Source organism: Nonomuraea sp. NPDC003709 (genome assembly GCF_040610775.1).
Lineage (GTDB): Bacteria > Actinomycetota > Actinomycetes > Streptosporangiales > Streptosporangiaceae > Nonomuraea > Nonomuraea angiospora_A.
In genome coordinates this window covers 620,969-638,084 of the sequence record NZ_JBEXMW010000005.1, presented here as the reverse complement: position 1 = coordinate 638,084, position 17,116 = coordinate 620,969, and the positions used below count along the sequence as shown (strand labels likewise).

Annotated in this window: 16 protein-coding genes; 7 read left to right on the top strand and 9 right to left on the bottom strand. The window is 70.3% G+C overall.

Going from position 1 to position 17,116, the window contains the following annotated elements:
* From ABZX61_RS19165 to ABZX61_RS19150, 4 genes are all read right to left on the bottom strand, one after another.
* On the bottom strand, positions 1–120 hold a 120-nt coding region (locus tag ABZX61_RS19165; RefSeq protein ID WP_355196141.1), incomplete at its 3' end, for a heavy metal-associated domain-containing protein.
* A gap of 27 nt (positions 121–147) precedes the next feature.
* On the bottom strand, positions 148–1,098 hold the full coding sequence (locus tag ABZX61_RS19160; RefSeq protein ID WP_355196121.1) for a hypothetical protein: 951 nt from the start codon (positions 1,096–1,098) through the stop codon (positions 148–150).
* Positions 1,095–1,307 (bottom strand): copper ion binding protein, encoded by a 213-nt coding sequence (locus ABZX61_RS19155; protein WP_355195316.1) that lies wholly within the window; start codon positions 1,305–1,307, stop codon positions 1,095–1,097. The genes ABZX61_RS19160 and ABZX61_RS19155 overlap by 4 nt, the downstream gene beginning before the upstream one ends.
* 28 nt (positions 1,308–1,335) lie before the next feature.
* Positions 1,336–1,617, bottom strand: coding sequence for a metal-sensitive transcriptional regulator (locus ABZX61_RS19150; protein WP_355195314.1), 282 nt, complete (start codon positions 1,615–1,617; stop codon positions 1,336–1,338).
* 308 nt (positions 1,618–1,925) lie between these two features.
* On the opposite strand from ABZX61_RS19150, the gene ABZX61_RS19145 reads away from it, so the two are divergent.
* The 5 genes from ABZX61_RS19145 to ABZX61_RS19125 all read left to right on the top strand — a co-directional run bounded on the left by ABZX61_RS19145 (position 1,926) and on the right by ABZX61_RS19125 (position 7,950).
* Positions 1,926–3,536, top strand: a complete 1,611-nt coding sequence (locus ABZX61_RS19145; protein ID WP_355196119.1) for an ABC transporter substrate-binding protein — start codon at positions 1,926–1,928, stop codon at positions 3,534–3,536.
* Complete coding sequence (locus ABZX61_RS19140; RefSeq protein ID WP_350727961.1) at positions 3,533–4,531, top strand: ABC transporter permease; 999 nt, start codon at positions 3,533–3,535, stop codon at positions 4,529–4,531. Before ABZX61_RS19145 ends, ABZX61_RS19140 begins: the two co-directional genes overlap by 4 nt.
* Positions 4,528–5,379, top strand: coding sequence for an ABC transporter permease (locus tag ABZX61_RS19135; protein WP_355196117.1), 852 nt, complete (start codon positions 4,528–4,530; stop codon positions 5,377–5,379). The genes ABZX61_RS19140 and ABZX61_RS19135 overlap by 4 nt, the downstream gene beginning before the upstream one ends.
* A complete protein-coding gene (locus tag ABZX61_RS19130) occupies positions 5,376–7,073 on the top strand; it encodes an ABC transporter ATP-binding protein (RefSeq protein WP_355196115.1) in 1,698 nt (565 codons plus the stop codon). The genes ABZX61_RS19135 and ABZX61_RS19130 overlap by 4 nt, the downstream gene beginning before the upstream one ends.
* Before the next feature lie 124 nt (positions 7,074–7,197).
* Entirely contained in the window at positions 7,198–7,950 is a 753-nt protein-coding gene (locus ABZX61_RS19125) for a (2Fe-2S)-binding protein (RefSeq protein ID WP_355196113.1), read from the top strand.
* Between the two features lie 99 nt (positions 7,951–8,049).
* Here ABZX61_RS19125 and ABZX61_RS19120 read toward each other — a convergent pair whose 3' ends face one another.
* The 4 genes from ABZX61_RS19120 to ABZX61_RS19105 all read right to left on the bottom strand — a co-directional run bounded on the left by ABZX61_RS19120 (position 8,050) and on the right by ABZX61_RS19105 (position 14,066).
* A complete protein-coding gene (locus ABZX61_RS19120) occupies positions 8,050–8,508 on the bottom strand; it encodes a GNAT family N-acetyltransferase (protein ID WP_355196111.1) in 459 nt (152 codons plus the stop codon).
* A gap of 14 nt (positions 8,509–8,522) precedes the next feature.
* Positions 8,523–10,052, bottom strand: a complete 1,530-nt coding sequence (locus ABZX61_RS19115) for an MFS transporter (RefSeq protein ID WP_355196109.1) — start codon at positions 10,050–10,052, stop codon at positions 8,523–8,525.
* A 184-nt stretch (positions 10,053–10,236) separates the two neighbouring features.
* Positions 10,237–12,969 (bottom strand): AAA family ATPase, encoded by a 2,733-nt coding sequence (locus tag ABZX61_RS19110; protein WP_355196107.1) that lies wholly within the window; start codon positions 12,967–12,969, stop codon positions 10,237–10,239.
* A gap of 68 nt (positions 12,970–13,037) precedes the next feature.
* A complete protein-coding gene (locus ABZX61_RS19105; RefSeq protein WP_355196105.1) occupies positions 13,038–14,066 on the bottom strand; it encodes an alcohol dehydrogenase catalytic domain-containing protein in 1,029 nt (342 codons plus the stop codon).
* 357 nt (positions 14,067–14,423) lie between these two features.
* Between ABZX61_RS19105 and ABZX61_RS19100 the strand changes: the two genes are divergently transcribed.
* Entirely contained in the window at positions 14,424–14,768 is a 345-nt protein-coding gene (locus ABZX61_RS19100) for a hypothetical protein (RefSeq protein WP_350727953.1), read from the top strand.
* Between the two features lie 4 nt (positions 14,769–14,772).
* Here ABZX61_RS19100 and ABZX61_RS19095 read toward each other — a convergent pair whose 3' ends face one another.
* Positions 14,773–15,423 carry an Lrp/AsnC family transcriptional regulator gene (locus ABZX61_RS19095; RefSeq protein WP_355196139.1) on the bottom strand — a complete coding sequence of 217 codons (651 nt, stop codon included), beginning with the start codon at positions 15,421–15,423 and terminating at the stop codon, positions 14,773–14,775.
* 112 nt (positions 15,424–15,535) lie between these two features.
* On the opposite strand from ABZX61_RS19095, the gene ABZX61_RS19090 reads away from it, so the two are divergent.
* Positions 15,536–17,116, top strand: coding sequence for an ABC transporter substrate-binding protein (locus ABZX61_RS19090; protein ID WP_355196102.1), 1,581 nt, complete (start codon positions 15,536–15,538; stop codon positions 17,114–17,116).

The window sequence follows — 17,116 nt, the reverse complement described above, 5'->3', positions numbered from 1 at the left end:
CACCGTCGCGCTCACACCCTCGAGCTTGTTCAGCTTGCGCTCGATCCGGTTCGCGCAGGACGCGCAGGTCATGCCACCGATCGACAGCTCGACAGCCCTGCCTTCAGTCAGGGAAGACATCACATCTCCTTTCCTCGTGTCCTGCGATCAATGCGAGTCGTTGCCGTGAGAAGGGCTCGCGCTCGGCTCAGCCGTGGTTTTGGGCTGTCCGGTACCGGCCTGAGCGGTGAAGTCCGCGGTACGGACCTTGCCGTCATGCTGGAAATCCAGGAACAACCGGTAGTCACCGCCGCTGGGCACCTCGGCGTAGAAGGTGATCTCCGGCCCCGCCTTCACGCTCTCCTCCGGATGCACGTGCAGGTAGGCCAGATCACCGGCCCGCAACGCCACCAGATGTCCGTACGCCCCCAGATACGGCTGCAGGTCGGTCACCGGCTTACCGTCCTTGCTCACGCTCAGCGTCAGCTTGCTCGCCTGGCCTGGCACGAGATCACCCGCCAGGGAAACCGTGTAGCCGTCCACCTCAGCCGTACGAGCCACCGGGGCAAGAGGCTGCGGCTTGTAGTCACCCGCCACCAGCAGATCCGCACCCAGCGTCAAGCCACTCCCACCCGTGGGAGCGAAGTCGGCGAAAGCCCGATAAGCACCCGGGTCATCCAGCGTCAGCTTCACCGACCACACGCCGTCGGCGGCCATATCCGGATGCACATGCTGGAAGCTCGCCAGATCCCGCGACACCACGATGAAATGCAGCTTCTTGTCATGCTCGACCTGATAGTCAGTCACCGGCCTGCCGTCCGGACCCGTCACGGTGAAACGGAAATCCGTGGGTTCGCCGGGCTTGACGGCGGTCAACGGGTTGAGGGTGTAGCCACTCTCGGACACTTGGAGCCCCCCAGGGGTATCGCCCTTCGCTGTTGCGGTGGCCTCCGCATGACCGCCATGACTCTCAGCGGCGGGAGTCGAATGGGTCGCCCCGTGTTCCGGCTTCGCCGGGGCCGGGCCGACCTCCCCCACCGCGTTCCCGACGCCCAGGGCCCCGCCGAAGACGACGGCCAACCCCACGACGTAGGCACCCAGCTTCGTTGCCGCGTTCATGACCGACTCGCCACCTCGTAGCCCGCTTCCTCGACCGCGGCCACGATGTCCGCCGCCTCCACGGGGCTGTCACTCTCCACGGTCAGCAGGCCGCTCGCCAGGTCAACCTCCACCGAGGTAACCCCGGACACCTCACCGACCTCCTCCTTCACCGAACTCACGCAGTGCCCGCAGGTCATACCCGTGACGGTGTACGTAGCAGTAGCCATATCGATCAACCCTCTCCAGTGCTGTCTGTCAGGAACGAACGAGCCGCGCGATGGCGTCGGAAGCCTCTTTGACCTTCGCCTGAGCCTCCGGCCCGCCCTGAGCGGCGGCCTCGGCGACACAGTGCGCCAGGTGATCCTCCAGCAGGGAGATCGCGACCGACTGCAGAGCACTGGTGGCCGCCGACACCTGCGTCAGCACGTCGATGCAGTACTTGTCGTCCTCGACCATCCGCTGCAACCCCCGCACCTGACCCTCGATCCGGCGCAGCCGCCGCAACTGGTCCTGCTTGCTACCGCTGTATCCGACCATGTCTCCCCCTTCCGACTCCTTGAACGTACCATACCCCCCTACCGTATTCCAAGCCGAGCCTGAGCCCAGGCGGGCGACCAAGGTCAACCGCTGCCCCAACTATTAGTCGGCATAGTAGGTTTCCTGCCCACCCCATGCACGAGCGCTGATCGAAGAAGCCCAGGCGGGCACGTCATCGCAGCTCAATGCGAATTACGGTGTTTACACAATGGGGCTTGCATCTACGTAGCGGACCTATAGAGTCACGTGAAACGCACGCCCTCCCCGATGGGGTCACCCTGCACCTCATATACCCCCCGGAGGTTTTGTTGTACCACCGAACCACGGCTGCGCTGCTCTCCCTCGCGCTCCTCACGGCATGCGGATCCAGCACCGGCACGACACCCAGCGCCCCCGGCACCCGGCAGGCCAAGAGCATCACCATCGCCATCTCCTCTGACGAGGGCACGCTCACGCCGTTCACCAACCAGACCGGCTACCCGGGCAACAACCTGGTGAAGCTGCTCTTCGACACGCTGGTGATCGTGCGGGCCGACGGCGTCGCGCCGCTCCTGGCAAAAGAGATCAAGACCTCCGACAACAAGACGTTCACCCTGCCGCTCCGGCCGGGCGTCACCTGGCACGACGGCAAGCCGCTCACCTCGGACGACGTGGTGTTCAGCGTCGACTTCTACCGCAAGAACATGGAGGGCGACTCGTCGGTCGACGTCCGCCCGATCGCGAAGGTCAGCGCCAGTGGCGACGTCGTGACCATGACGCTCAAGGCGCCCGACCCCGAGTTTCCGCGCCGGATCCTGGCCGACATGGCGATCCTTCCCAAGCACCTGTGGGAGTCGGTGCAGAAGGTGAGCACGGCAGGGGTGGACAAAGCCGTCGGCAGCGGGCCGTACAAGCTGACCCAGTACGACAACGCCCGCGGCTACACCCTCACGGCCAACCCCGCCTATGCCCTGGGCAAGCCCAAAGTGGATTCGATCAAGGTGGCCGTGATCCCGGAGGAGTCCACCCAGTTCGCCGCCCTGCGCACCGGAGAGGTGCACATGTCCACGCGCATCGTGCCCCCGCAGCAGCTCGCGACGTTGGAAAGGCAGCCGGGCATCGGCGTGGTCAAGGGCACCGAGTTCGCCTCCACGCTGCTGGCGTTCAACACGACCAGACCGCCGTTCGACCGCCCCGAGGTACGCCGGGCTCTGGCCAAGGCCATCGACACGGCGGATCTGGTCAAGACGGCGCTGCTCGGCCAGGGCACCCCGGGCAACCCCGGCTTCATCCACGCGGAGTCGCCCATCAAGGGAGACCGGCTCCCGCCGATCTTCGACGCCGAGGCCGCCAAGCGGGAGCTCGACGCTCTCGGCGCCAAGCCGGGACCGGACGGGATCCGGGTGCTGGACGGCAAGCCCATGTCGTACGAGCTGCTGGTGCAGAGCGCCTCCACGGACCGGCTGCGTAGCGCCGAGCTGATCCGCGACATGCTCAAGAACGCAGGCGTCGCGGTGAAGGTCACCTCGCTCGACTCCGACTCCCTCGACGCCAAGGTCTGGCCCGACTACGACGTCCGGAAGGGCCGCAACTACGACATGTCCATGTGGGGCTGGTCCGCTCCCGTCATGCTCAGCAGCGGCACCATCGCCCAGCTCCTGGCCTCCGACCCGGACGACGGCAGCCTCAATGTCGTCGGCTTCAAGAGCCCGGCCGTCGACGAGACGATCGCCACCATGACCGCCGCACCCACCATGGAGGCCAGAACGGAGGCCGCCAAGAAGCTCCAGGCCCAGATAGCGGAGCAGCTGCCGTTCCTCACCCTGTACTACCGCAACGGCGCCTACGCCTTCCGTAAGGACGTCTACAGCAACTGGACCTGGCAGAACGGCTCCGGCGCGCTGAACAAGTTCTCCCTCGTCGACTACCGGCTCGGATGACGGCCGTCCAGGCCGTCCGCCGCGGCTACCCCCGCTACATCGCCGGCAGGCTGGCCGAATACCTGTCGGTGCTGCTGGTCGCGCTCACGCTCAACTTCGCGCTCCCCCGGGCGCTCCCGGGTGGCCCGCTCAAGCTGTTCGGCAGCCCGGAGGCGCTGGCCAGGCTGACCGCCGACGAGCGCGCGCAGATCGCCACGCAGTACGGCTTCGGCCGGCCGCTCCCCCAGCAGTTCCTCGACTACCTGACCGGCGTGTTCACCCTGGACCTCGGCACCTCGCTGTCGGATGGCCGTCCCGTCACCCAGGCGCTGGCGGACGCGCTGCCGTGGACGCTGCTCCTGGTGGGCACCAGCACTGCGGTGACCGCCGTCCTGGGGGTGACGCTGGGCGTCGCGGGCGCCCTGCGTCGCCGCCGGGGCAAGGGCTCCGGGCTGCTCGGCGCGGCCGTGGTCGCCGACTCGGTCCCGCAGTTCTGGCTGGGCATGCTGCTGATCGTCCTGTTCGGGGTGAAGCTCCAGCTGCTGCCCACCTACGGCGTGTCCGGGCCGGAAGGGGTGACGGTCGGCGGGGTCCTGCAGCACCTGGTCCTTCCGGTGACGACGCTGACCGTCACCGGCATGGGATATCTGTTCCTCTACACCCGCTCGTCCCTGCTCACCGTCCTGACCAGCGAGCCGGTGCAGCACGCCCACGCCCGCGGAGTGCCGTACGGCAGGCTCGTGCGCAGGCACGCCCTGCGCCCGGCGCTGCTGCCCGTGCACACGATCCTCATGCTGGAGATCGGCTTCCTGGCCGCCGGGGCCATCGTGGTCGAGACCGTCTTCGCCTATCCCGGGCTCGGGCGGCTCACCTTCGACGCGATCACCGCCCGCGACTACCCGCTCATGCAGGGGGCGTTCCTGGTGCTCACCGTCATGGTGGTGCTCATGAACGCGCTGGCCGACGCGACGTACCCGCTGCTGGATCCCCGTGCCAGAACCGGAGACCGGAGATGATGTTCCTCAAGGCGCCGCGCCGGAACCTGCTCGGCGCGCAAGGAGTGATCGGCGTCGGCGTCCTCGTCGCGATCGTCGCCATCGCGGCGTACGGAGCCGCCCTGCCCGACGGTGCGGGACGCGAGCGAGTGGCCGAGCCGTACGCACCGCCGCGGGCAGGCCTGCCGCTGGGTTCCGACGATCTCGGCCGGGACCTGCTCGACCAGCTCATCGTGGGCGCCGGCACGTCCCTGGGGCTGGCGTTCATCGTCGCCGTCTGCACCACGCTGCTGGCCGCGATCATCGGCGGCGCCGCCGGGATCGGCCCGCGCTGGTTGTCGGTCTCGCTGATGCGCGGCGCGGACGTCCTGCTGATCCTGCCCGAGCTGATCCTCTACATCCTGGCGGCCGCCTTCCTCGGCCAGTCCTTCGGCATACGGGCGGCGATCCTGGCGCTCATCCTGTGGCCGGTCCCCGCCCGCGTGCTCCGAGCCGGGGTGCTCACCGCCTGGTCCCGCGGCCATCTGGAGGTGTCGCGGGCCATGGGCGCACCGGCCTGGTGGCTGCTGGCCCGCCACGGCACGTACCTCATCGGGCCGCTGCTCATCCCGGTCTTCGTCCGCACCGCGAAGGTCGCCATCATCTACGACGCCACCCTGTCCTTCCTCGGCCTCGGCGACCCGACCTCGCCGAGCTGGGGCACCACGCTCTACTGGGTGCAGACCAACGGCGTCTTCCTGTCCGACGCCTGGCTGTGGTGGGCGCTGCCGCCCGGCGCCGCCATCACGCTCACAGTGCTCTCCCTCGCCCTGATCGGCGTCGCGGTGGAGGAACGGCTCAACCCTGCCCTGCGGGAGGCTGCCCGATGACCTTGAAAGTACGTGACCTGACCGTCCGGTACGGCGGCCTGGCCGCGGTCTCGCACGTCAACCTCGACATCGCCGACGGCGAGATCCTGGCGCTGGTCGGCGAGAGCGGCTGCGGCAAGACCTCGCTGGCCCGCACCCTGCTCGGCCTGCTCCCCTCCACATCGCAGGCCGGCGGATCCGCGTTGCTGGGCGAACACGAACTGGTCGGACGGACCGACTGGACAGGTGTGCGTGGCACCCGCGTCGCCACCGTGCCGCAGGGCGCGATGACCGGACTCAGCCCCGTGCATCGCATCGGTGCCCAGCTCGCCGAGATGCTCACCCTGCACGGCGGCACGGCCCAGCCCGCCGACCTGCTCGACCGCGTCGGGCTCCAGCGGACGATGCTCAGGTCATATCCGCACGAGCTGTCCGGCGGGCAACGCCAGCGGGTGGCCATCGCGCTCGCCCTGGCCGGCGAGCCGGACCTGCTGGTCGCGGACGAACCCACCACCGGGCTGGACGCCATCACCCAGCGGCAGGTCCTCGCCCTCCTGGCCGGGCTCCGCACCAGCATGCTGATCGTCTCGCACGACCTGGCCGGGCTGCTGCCGTACGCCGACCGCGTCGCCATCATGTACGCGGGCCGCCTCGCCGAAGTCCGCCCGGCTCGCGCGCTGTCCCCGGCCTCCGCCCACCCCTACACCGCAGGACTGCTCAGCGCGACCCCCGTCGCCGACCGCGAGGTCGCCTGGGGCAGCATCCCCGGATCCGCGCCCGCCCTCGGGCACGTCGCGGCCGGCTGCGCGTTCGCGGCCCGCTGCCCGCTCGCCGTCGACCGTTGCCGCGAGGAGACGCCGCCCTTGATCGCACGCGGAGAGGCGCAGGTCGCCTGCCACCGTCACGACGAGCCGGACCACCCCTCCTACCCGAACGTGCCCCGCGTCGACAGCCCGTCGGGGAGCACCGTGGTCAGCGCGTCAGGCATCCGGCACACCTACCGCGCCCGCTCACGTGTCGTGGACGCGCTGCGCGACGTCGACCTCGAGATCAGCGCGGGCGAGATCGTCGGCCTCGTGGGCGAGAGCGGATCGGGCAAGAGCACGCTCGCCCGGATTCTGCTCGGTCTCATCAAACCGACCGCCGGTCGCGTGACGCTCGAAGGCCGGGAGCTGACGGCGGGGCGTGCACTGCGCCGCCTGCGACGACGGATCGGCTTCGTCCACCAGGACCCCTACGACTCGCTCCATCCTGGCATGCGGGTGGCGGCGCTGGTGGCCGAGCCGCTGGCGGTGGCCGGAGTGCCCCGGGGCGAGCGGCTCGGCCACGTCCGGGAGTCGCTGACCGCCGCCGGGCTGCCGGACGATTCCGAGTTCCTCGCCCGTTTCCCCGGCCAGCTGTCCGGCGGCCAGCGCCAGCGGGTGTCCATCGCCCGAGCTCTCGCCGGCAGCCCCGCGCTGCTCATCGCGGACGAGGCCACCTCCATGCTGGACGTCTCCACCCGCGCGGGGATCGCCACCACGCTGCGATCCCTGGCCGTCGAACGCGGCCTGGCCGTCCTGCTCGTCACCCACGACCTGGGCGAGGCCGTCCAGTCGTGCGATCGCATCCTGGTCCTCCAGGCAGGCCGTGTCGTCGAGCACGGCCCGGCCGACGACCTGGCCCGATCCCCGTCCCACGCCTATACGACCCAGCTCCTCCAGGCTTCCACATGAGTTCACCGTGCAGTTCCCCGGGGCCGGCGACCGGGGCCTGGAGCGGTCGCCCGGCCCTGGAAACCATATACCCGTTATGGGTATCATCCTCTACTATGGCGATACGTAGTGCGGTTGTGCAGTGATGGATGTCTTTTCGCGGCTGGAGTCGTTCGGGGACCGCTTCCGGCTTGAACGTGGCCTGACGCCGCACGACGGCTGGATCGCATGCGACCGGCTGCTCGACTCCTCATCGGACGAACTCTCCCGTGTACTCGAAGCCGAGCGGGTGGCCAGCGGCCAGAAGTCGGATCACGCCACCGCACTGACCGTCATGGCCGTGTACGCGGGCACCGTGACCGCGTCCGCGCTGCTGGCTTGGGCGCTCGACCGGGTGGTCGTGGACATGCGACCGCACAACGTCGCCATCCGGCTCTCCGAGCACCACGGGTTCGAGGCGGTCGCGCTACGCGAGCCGAACGCCGTGGAGGCGCCCGTCGACACGCTTGTCTCCTGGGTGCTCGACGAGCATCTCCTCCCGCTCGCGCACGCCATGCGCACGCGCACCCGGGCGGGCCTACGCCAGCTCCATGGCGGAGTGGCGCACGGGTGCGCGGCGGCATTCTGCATCGCAAGCCGACTCGGCGGCGACGTCGATCGGCTGCACCGGGCCTACGAGGAGTTCCTCGCCGCCTCCACCGGCGGCCTGGAAAAGCTCGGCGAAGTGATCAGACTGCGAGAGGGCGATCGCGAAGGGCTGTTCTACCTGCGCAACACGTGCTGCCTCTACTACACCTCCGACGAAGCGGTGAAATGCTCCAGCTGCTGCCTGGACAGTGCCGAGGACCGCGTGACCGCCTACCGCCAGGTCCTCGCGAACGGAGTGCTCCCCCACTGAGCCGCACCGCTCGCCGCACAGCGCGCGACTCCGGGGTCCGGCCACCACCCCACTCCCCCAGCCTCCGCGGGCCAAGCGCCTGCTTGGCCCGCGGACCCATCATGGCTCCCCGGCGGCGCGGGACTCCACCTCCTGCCATCGGCAGATCTTCTTGGAGACCAGGCCGGCCCCGATGCGCTGGTAGAACCGCTGTGCCGCCACGTTGGTCTCGGCGACCTCCCAGCGGATCACCTTGCCGTCCGAAGCGGCGGAGACCGCCCGCATCAGCCGTTCCCCGACCCCGTGGCCGCGTTCTCCAGCGCGCACGTAGAGGTCGTCGAGCGCGAGATAGTCGCCGCCCGACCACAGGCTGACCCTCTCGAGCCAGGACACGTACCCGATCGCCCGTCCATCCCTCTCCGCGATCAAATAGGTGATCTCGGGACGCCGGAGCAGCTCTTCCATGCGATCTACGCTCACGGTGATCGCGGCCCCCTGATTCTGGTGTTCAGCGAGCTCACGCAGCAAGCCGTGAACGGTCGCCGCGTCGTCGGCCGTCGCGCGACGGATCGACACCATGGTGAATTCCCTTCTCAGCCGGTGGGCGGGATGTGGCGCAGCCGGAGGAGCGCGAGGATCGCCGCGCCGCCCGCGATGACCGCCGCGACGACGGCCGCCACGTTGAGCCCACTCGCGAAGGCCTCACGAGCGGGGGCGAGGACCTGCGCGGCGAGCTCGCCCGGCAACCCCCGTGCCGCCGAGACCGCGCCGTCGAGGCTGTCGCTGCCGGCCGCGACGGCTTCCGGCGGCAGGCCGCCGGGCAGTTCGCCACTGATCCGGCTACGGTAGACGGCGGCGCCGATGCTCCCGATGATGGCGATGCCGAGCGAGATGCCCAGGTCGCTGCAGGTTGTCGCGAGCCCGGAGGCCGCGCCCGCCTTCTGCGGCGGCACAGAGCCCACGACGAGGTTGGTGGTCAGCGCCATGGACGGCGCGACCGCCGGATAGAGCACCATGAAGCCCGCGACCAGCAGCGGCAGTCCGCCGACGGCGCCGACCTGGGTGAGCATCAGGTAGCCGATCACTTGTACGACCAGTCCGGCCGCGATGAGATACCCCGGGCGGACCCGCCGTACCAGGATCGGGGAGACCGTCGAGACCAGCACCAGCAGGGCCGCCCCCGGCAGCACCCACAGCCCCGCCTGCAGCGGGGAGAGCCCCTCCACCAGCTGCAGATACTGGGTGACCAGCAGGTACACGCCGCCGAGCGCGATCGCGGCCAGCAGGAAGACGCCCAGCGCACCGCTGACCGCGCGGTGGGCGAACAGCCGCACATCCAGCAGCGGCTCCGGCAGCCGCAGCTGGCGCAGCACGAACCACCCTCCGAACGCCAGCCCGACCACGATGCTCACCAGCGCCGTCGCGAGAGTGCCGGCCTTGCCCAGCTCCTTGACGCCGTAGACGACGGGCAGCAGTGTCGCCAGCGACAGCGCCACGCTGAACAGATCGGGCCGGCCCGCCGCCGGATTGCGGTTGTCGGGCAGCAGCAGGAGGGCGCCGATCGCCACCACCACCATGACCGGCACGGCCACCAGGAACGCCGCACGCCAGGAGTACGTCTCCAGCAGCGCCCCGCCGAGCACGGGGCCGAGGCCGGTGCCCACCGAGATGCCGCCCGACCACACGCCGACGGCGACTCCCCGCTGCCGCGCGTCGGCGAACGTGGCGAAGATCAGGCCCAGGGTGGCGGGCATCTGGGTGGCGGCCGCGACGCCCAGGACGGCTCGCCACAGGATCAGCAGAGCGGGGTCGGAGGTGTTCGCGGCGGCCAGCGAGACCAGGGCGAAGACGACCGCGCCGGCGATCAGCAATCGGCGATGACCGATCCTGTCGCCCAGCGTGCCCATGGTGACCAGCAGCCCGGCCATCAGGAACCCGTATATGTCGATGATCCACAAAGACTGGGTGCTGGTCGGCCGGAGCTCCGCGGCCAGCTGGGGAATGGCCAGGAACAGGATGGTGAGCATCATGAACAGCAACATGGCGGGCAGGACCAGCACCACCAGGCCGAGCCACTGCTTGAGACCGGCGCGCCGGTCGTCGTCGATATCCGCGGAAGACATGAACGTGTTCCTTCGGTGAATGTTCTGGGAGCGAGCCGTCCGGCCCGCTCCAGGGCCGACGATGGGCTTGCGGGCGCGGGCACTCGTGTGCCGCACCGGCCGACATCGTCATGACCCGCGAGGGAATTGACGCCCCCACGTTAGGAAGGCCCAGGTGGCCGCCGAATCAGTGAAATCGCCGGTCTCAGGCGGATCGCTCGGCGAGGACCAGCCGCATGAGCTCGGCCCGCGAGGTGATGCCGGCCTTCTGGAAGACCTTGCGCAGGTGGTAGTCCACGGTGCGTGGGCTGAGGAACAACTGCCCGGCGATCTCCCGGTTGGTCAGCCCCTCTCCGACGGCCAGCGTGATGCGCAGCTCCTGTGGGGTGAGCGTGCTCAGCGTGTCCGCCTCGGGCGCGCGGGTCCGGGCCGACTCCCCGGTGGCGCGCAGCTCGCCCAGCGCGCGCTCGGCCCAGGTGAGGGCGCCGATGCGGCGGAAGGTCTCCGCCGCGGCGCGCAGGTGTTCCTGAGCCTCGGAACGTCGCCGGTCACGCCGCAGTTGCTCGCCGAACAGCAGCTCCGTCCGGGCGTGCTCCAGCGGAGCGTCCGACCTGGCATGCAGCCGCAGGCTCTCGGCGTAGTGGGCATAGGCGCCGCCGTCGGTGCGGACCAGCGCCTGGCAGCGGGCCGCGAGCGCGCCCAGGTCCGGCGAGGCGATGCGTTCGGTCCACTGCGCGTAGCGGGCCGCGGCCGCGGCGGCCCGATCCCGCTCGCCGGCGCGGACCAGGGCCTCGACGAGGTCGGGGACGATGGCCATGACGAGATCCGGGGGCGCGTCGGCGTCCCAGGCACCGACCGCCCCGAAGTGCCGTACGGCCTCGCGATGCCTGCCGGCGACCAGCTCGATGAGCCCGAGCGCCCGCCTGGCGTAGAACATGGCGTCGGCCAGGTCGCGGTCGCTCGCCTCGGCCAGCACGCCGGAGGCCAGCTCACCGGCGTCAGCCCGGCCCCGGATGGCCGCGGACAGCGCGAGCAGCCCTCGGTTGCGGCATGCCGTGTTCGGCTGGCCGACCTCGGCGGCGAACTGGCAGCCCTCCTCGGCGTGGGCCTCGGCGAGCCCCAGCCTGCCGCGCGAGATCTCGTCAGCCGCCTGGTACTCGAGGTTCCACGCGAGCGCGCCGAGGGCGCCGCTGTTGCGTGCCAGTTGCCCGGCGTTGCGGAACAGGCGCCCGCTCAGCTCATGGTCGCCGAGCGCGCGGGTGATCGACCCGGCCAGGGTCATCGTGATCGGATCGGTGAGCGACTCGATCACCGCGCGGTCGCGTACGGCCGGTCCTGGATCGCGGCCTGTTCGTGCCCGGCCGGCGTTCCGAAGGAGCAGGAGCATCGCGTCCTCCGGGTCGTCCGAGTCGTCCGGGGCCGGCCCGATCTCGTCGAGCCAGCCGGCGAGGTCGGCCCAGGCCTGTGGCCGGTTGGCGCGGACACCGAGGTTGCCGTACATCGCGACGGTCGGGGCGAAGCGGCGCCGGTCGATCCGCAGGACGCGTGGGATCCAGGGCTTGATCAGGTCCATCGCGTCATCGGGCGAGCCGGCGAACTCGGCCACGATGGCTCGCATGACGGCCACGGAGATCCGGTCCGTCTCCTCCAGGGAGGGCTCGCGCTCGGCCTGATCCAGCAGCTCGGCAGCCGCGGCGGTGAACCCGCCCTGGGCGGCGGCGTGCGCGGCGGTCCACAGCCGCCGTCCCCTGCGCGGGCCGTCGACCGTGAGCTCGGCCGCCCGCGACAGCGAGGCCATGGCCGCGGCCGGGCCCCCGCGCAGGGCCGCCTGTTCGGCCGAGTGCTCGAGCTGGTCGGCGGCGTGCTCGTCGTGCCCGACGGCGGCCTGCCCGAGGTGCCAGGCATGGCGGTGCTGGTCGACCGGGGTGTCGAAGGCCGCGGCGAAGGCGCGGTGGATCGCGACGCGCCGGTTGCCCGTGGCGCTGTGGTAGACCGCTGATCGGATCAGCGGATGCCGGAACGCCAGCCGCGGCCCGTCGTAGGTCAGCAGCTCGTCGAGCTCGGCGCGGTGCAGCAGGTCGGCGGCGATCCCCATGGAGGTGGCCGCCTTCTCGATGGTCTCGACGCTGCCCGAGCCGTCGGCGGCGATCAGCTGGAGCAGCGGCAGTGATTCGACGTGCCGTGCCCGGATCCTGGCCAGGAACGACCGCTGCAGCCGGTCGGTCATGGCCGGCGGCTCCGGTGTCCCCTCCGGCGGGATCCTCCTTCCCGCAAGCTCGAGCAGGGCCAGCGGATTGCCCCCGGTGACGGCCAGCAGACGGTCCTGCTCACCCTCGCTGAGGCGCCGCCCGCCCGCGCGCCCGGCGAGCAGCGCCCTGCCCGCTTCGGGTTCGAGGCCCGCGAGCGGGATGCGGCGCAGGTCGGGCAGCTCGGTGCTGTGGCCCTCGTCGGCGCGCGCGGCCAGCGCCACCGCGATGGGCTCGTCGTCCAGCCGGCGGGCGACGAACGCCAGGGTCTTCAGCGTCGGCCGATCGGCCCAGTGCGCGTCGTCGACGACGCACAACACCGGCTTCTCCCCGGCCGCCAGGGACAGCAGCGACAGGGTCGACAGACCCACCAGGAACGGATCGGGTGGCGTGCCGTGCGCGCGCCCGAACAGGACGCGCAGAGCCTGCGCCTGCGGGTCCGGCAGCTCGTGGGCCCGCCCGAGCAGGGGGAGCAGGAGCTGGTGCAGCGTCGCGTACGCGAGATCGGCCTCCGGCTCGACGCCCACCGCGCGGAGCACCCGGAACCCCGCGGCCCGCTCCGTGGCGTGTGACAGCAGCGCGGTCTTCCCGATCCCCGGCTCGCCGTGGAGGATCGCTCCGCCGCCGCGTCCCTCGGCGGCGTGCCGCAGCAACGACTCAAGCAGTTCGCTCTCGTCGTCTCTCCCCAGCACACGCCGAGCATAGAAAGCACCGGCACCTGTGACAAAGCGAGCCCGCCGCTCAAGCCCGGCCACCGTGATCAGTTACCCGTGGTCAACACCATGCGGAAGCGGGCCCGGCCGGAGAGCATCTTCTGGAACGCCGCACCGGCCTCCTCCAGCGGGACCTCCTCGGTCCACGCCCGGACGCCGTTCCGGGCGGCGAACCTCATGGTGTCCTGGGTGTCGACCGCGATGCCGGAAGCGTGCCCGTGCACCCGTCTGGCCGCGTTCACGAGTTGCAGGGGCGTGATGTCCAGCCGCTCCGTGTCGACGCCGACGATGATGAGCTCGCCGCGGCGGCCCAGCCCGTCGATCGTCCCGGACATCGCCGCGGCGTTGGTCACCGTCGCCAGCACCACCTTGGCTCCCCCCTGGGCCTGCAGCGCGTCGGCCATGTTCTCGGCGGCGGTGTCGATGTAGTGGGCCGCGCCGAGCTTGTGGGCCAGCGACGCCTTCTCGGGGCCGCGGGCCATCGCGACGGTGTCGAAGCCCATCTTCGCGGCGAACTGGACACCCAGGTGCCCCAGGCCTCCCAGACCGAGGATCGCCACGGTGTCGCCGGAGCGCGCGGAGCTGCGCCGCAGCGCGTTGTACACGGTCACGCCGGCGCAGGCCAGGGGCGCGGCCTCCACCGCCGTGAGCTCGTCCGGGACCGCGGCCAGGGCGACGGCCGGCACCACGACGGAGTCGGCGAACCCGCCGGCGTACGCGACACCCGGCACCTGGAGCTCGGGGCAGAGGATGCCGTCGCCCTCCCTGCAGGCGTCGCAGTGGCCACAGCTGCCTCCGTACCAGCCGACCGCCACGCGATCACCGACGGACCAGCCGGCGACGTCGGCGCCGATCGTGTCGATGCGTCCCGCGATCTCGTGACCCGGCGTGACGGGGTACGTGGTGCCCGGGATGTGTCCGGCGATGATCAGCGCGTCGGAGTGGCACACCCCGCACGCCTCGACGGTGACCCGTACCTGGCCCGGGCCCGGCTCCTGGGTGTCCACCCGGACCAGAGACATGTCTCCGCCGGGCTCGGCGACCTGTACGGCACGGTGCGTGGCAGAAGAAGACATGCCGTCTCCTCTTCTTACGGAAGCAGCGGCCCCGCGGCGAGGCCCTCTCCCGCGCCCCCTTTCCTGTCCACCGGCCGTCGAACCTGGTCAGAGCGGGTTTGCCAGGCTTTGAGGACGAGGAGGGGGCCGTCGTGTACGGTGAAGGCCCAGCGGTCCGGAGCGGCCGTGACGCGCTGGTAGCCGTTCTGGCGAGACTGCGCAGGTTTTGCATGGTCCGCGGTGGCGGGCCTCCTCCATGGAAGGGTTCGCGTACGGGTCCCCAGGGTGACGATCCCGGCTGGACGGATTGTCGATCATTGACCGCTCTCCTCACGATCCGTCCAGACGGATGCTGATATTTCGGGAATGTGGGCCACCATGACGGGCGTGAATCTCAACGGCCGCAAATTCGTGATGGTGAGCTCGACCGCGAGCGCAGTCGACCCGGACAGCCCGACGGAGTTCCTGTACCAGGAGTCCGACGGGGTGGTGTGGGGCAGCTACTCCGGCGACACCGTGACCCACGGGCGTTTCGTGGGCATGCGTGACGACGCCCAGGTGGCGATCTCGTACGCGCACGCGCTGAAGGCCGGCGGGAAGGCGGGCGGCCAGAGCAGCAGCCGCATCGAGAAGGGGGACGACGGGCTGCTGCGCCTGGTGGAGGAGTTCAGCTTCGACGGGGACGACACGGTGCACGTGAGCGTGTGCAGGGAGGTCGGCTGATCACTCAGTCGTCCTTGCGGAGGGCGGCGCGGCCCTCGGCGGCGCCGACGAAGCGCATCTTGCCGAGCGGCACGCCGCCCTGCGCCCCCTCCTGGACGGGCCGCCGCGCCGGACGGCCCCGGTCGCGATCACGGTCTCGGTCGCTGGGCAGCACGTACGGCCGCTTCAGCACCTCGTCCAGGATGAACACGGTCTCCGTCGCCTTGACCGCCGGGATGTTGGCCAGCCGGTCGGTCACCATGGTGTGCACGGCGGCCACGTCGGACACGCGCACCTGGATCATGGCGTCGTGCTGCCCGGTGGTGATCGCGCAGTACTCCACCTCCGGCATCCGGGCCAGCTCGGCCCTGAACTGCTTCCACATCTGCTGGCGTACGGTCACGAAGATCAGGGCAGTGATGCCGAGCCCGGCCCGCACGTGGTCGATCTCGGCGGTGAAACGCTTGATCGCGCCGTCGGCGCGCAGCGCCTCGAAGCGCGTGTAGGCGTTCGCGCGGGAGATGCCCACCCGTTCGGCCAGCGCGGCCACCGAGATCCTGCCGTTCTCGCGCAGGACCTCGAGGATCTTCATGTGGATGTCGTCAAGCTCGAGACCGATGCCGATCCGTCCAGGCTGACCGCCGCCGCCGACACCATTTCTGGAAATTTCACTCATCATTACCTCACTGACCTTTATATACGTCTCACCGACCGCACAGTGCCTGGACGTTCTGCCGCACAATCCTCGACATCTTCCTGCCGAACGTCCAAATCTTGGAGGACCCATCATGGCGACCCGCTCGCAGACGGCGGCTGTGCTGCTCGCCGGTGCACTCGCCCTGGCCGCCTGCGGTAGCGGCGGCGGCTCCCAGACTCCCGCCGCGTCCGGCGGTGGGGGCAAGACCCTCGTCATCGACACGTCCTTCGACCTCAAGACGGCCGACCCGGGCCGCACGTACGAGCCGACGGGCCTGATCGTCGGCAAGGCCGTCTACGAGACGCTGCTGACGTTCGACGGCGCCGACGTGACCAAGCCGGTGCCCGCGCTCGCGGAGTCGTACGAGCTGAGCAAGGACGGCAAGATCCTGACGCTCAAGCTGAAGAAGGGCGCCACGTTCGCGGACGGGTCGCCGTTGACCGCGGACGACGTGGTGTTCTCGCTGACGCGCGTGCGGGACATGAAGGGCACGCCGTCGTTCCTGCTGGACGGTGTCGAGGTCGCCAAGACCGACGACTCGACGATCACGCTGACGTCCAAGGCGGCCAACCCGGCGCTGCCGTACATCCTGCCGAACCCGGCCCTCGGCATCCTCAACAGCAAGGTCGCCAAGGAGCACGGCGCCACCACGGACGCCCAGGACAAGGCCGAGCAGTACCTGAACTCGGCCTCGGCGGGCTCCGGCCCGTACCAGATCGAGTCGTTCAACGTGAGCAGCCAGGTCACGCTCAAGGCGAACCCCAAGTACTACGGCACCAAGCCCGCCTACGACAAGGTCGTCATCCGCAACGTCGAGGCCGCCACGCAGAAGCTGAACGTCCAGCGCGGCGACAGCCAGATCGCCCTCAACCTGTCCGGCGACCAGGTCACCGGCATGCCCGCGACCCTGCAGGTCAAGAAGACCGCCTCGGCGAACGTCATCTTCCTGCTGGCCAACCAGGACTCCGCGATCAGCAAGACGACGACGAACCCCAAGTTCGTCGAGGCGGTCCGCAAGGGCGTCGACTACGCGGGGCTGCTGGAGCTGGCCGGCGAGGGCTCGGCGCAGGCGCCGGGCATCATCCCGTCGCAGCTGCTCGGCGCGCTGCCCGCCGACCAGGCGGCCAAGCGGGACGTCGAGGGCGCCAAGGCGGCGCTGGCCGCCAGCGGCGTGTCGAACCCGACCGTCAAGCTGGAGTACCCGAGCGAGCTGACCGTCAACGGCCTGTCCTTCCAGCCGCTGGCCGAGCGCATCCAGGCCAACCTCAAGGAGGTCGGCATCACGGTCGACCTGCAGCCCGCGCCGGTCACCACGGCCCTGGACAACTACCGCAACGGCAAGGAGGAGATGGGCCTGTGGTACTGGGGCCCGGACTACCCCGACCCGAGCGACTACCTGGCGTTCCTGCCGGGCAAGACGGTGGGTCTGCGGGCCGGCTGGAAGGCGGGGGCGGCCAAGGAGATCGAGGCCACCGGTGACAAGGCCGCCACGGCGATCGGCGACGACGCCCGCAAGGCCGCCTACGTGGACGTGCAGACCAAGCTGAACGCCTCCGGCCCGTTCGTCCCGCTGATCCAGCCCAGCCAGAACATCGTGACGGCGGCGTCGGTGACCGGCCTCGAGTACCACCCGGTGTGGACGGTGGACGTGGCCGACCTCGGCGTGAAGTAA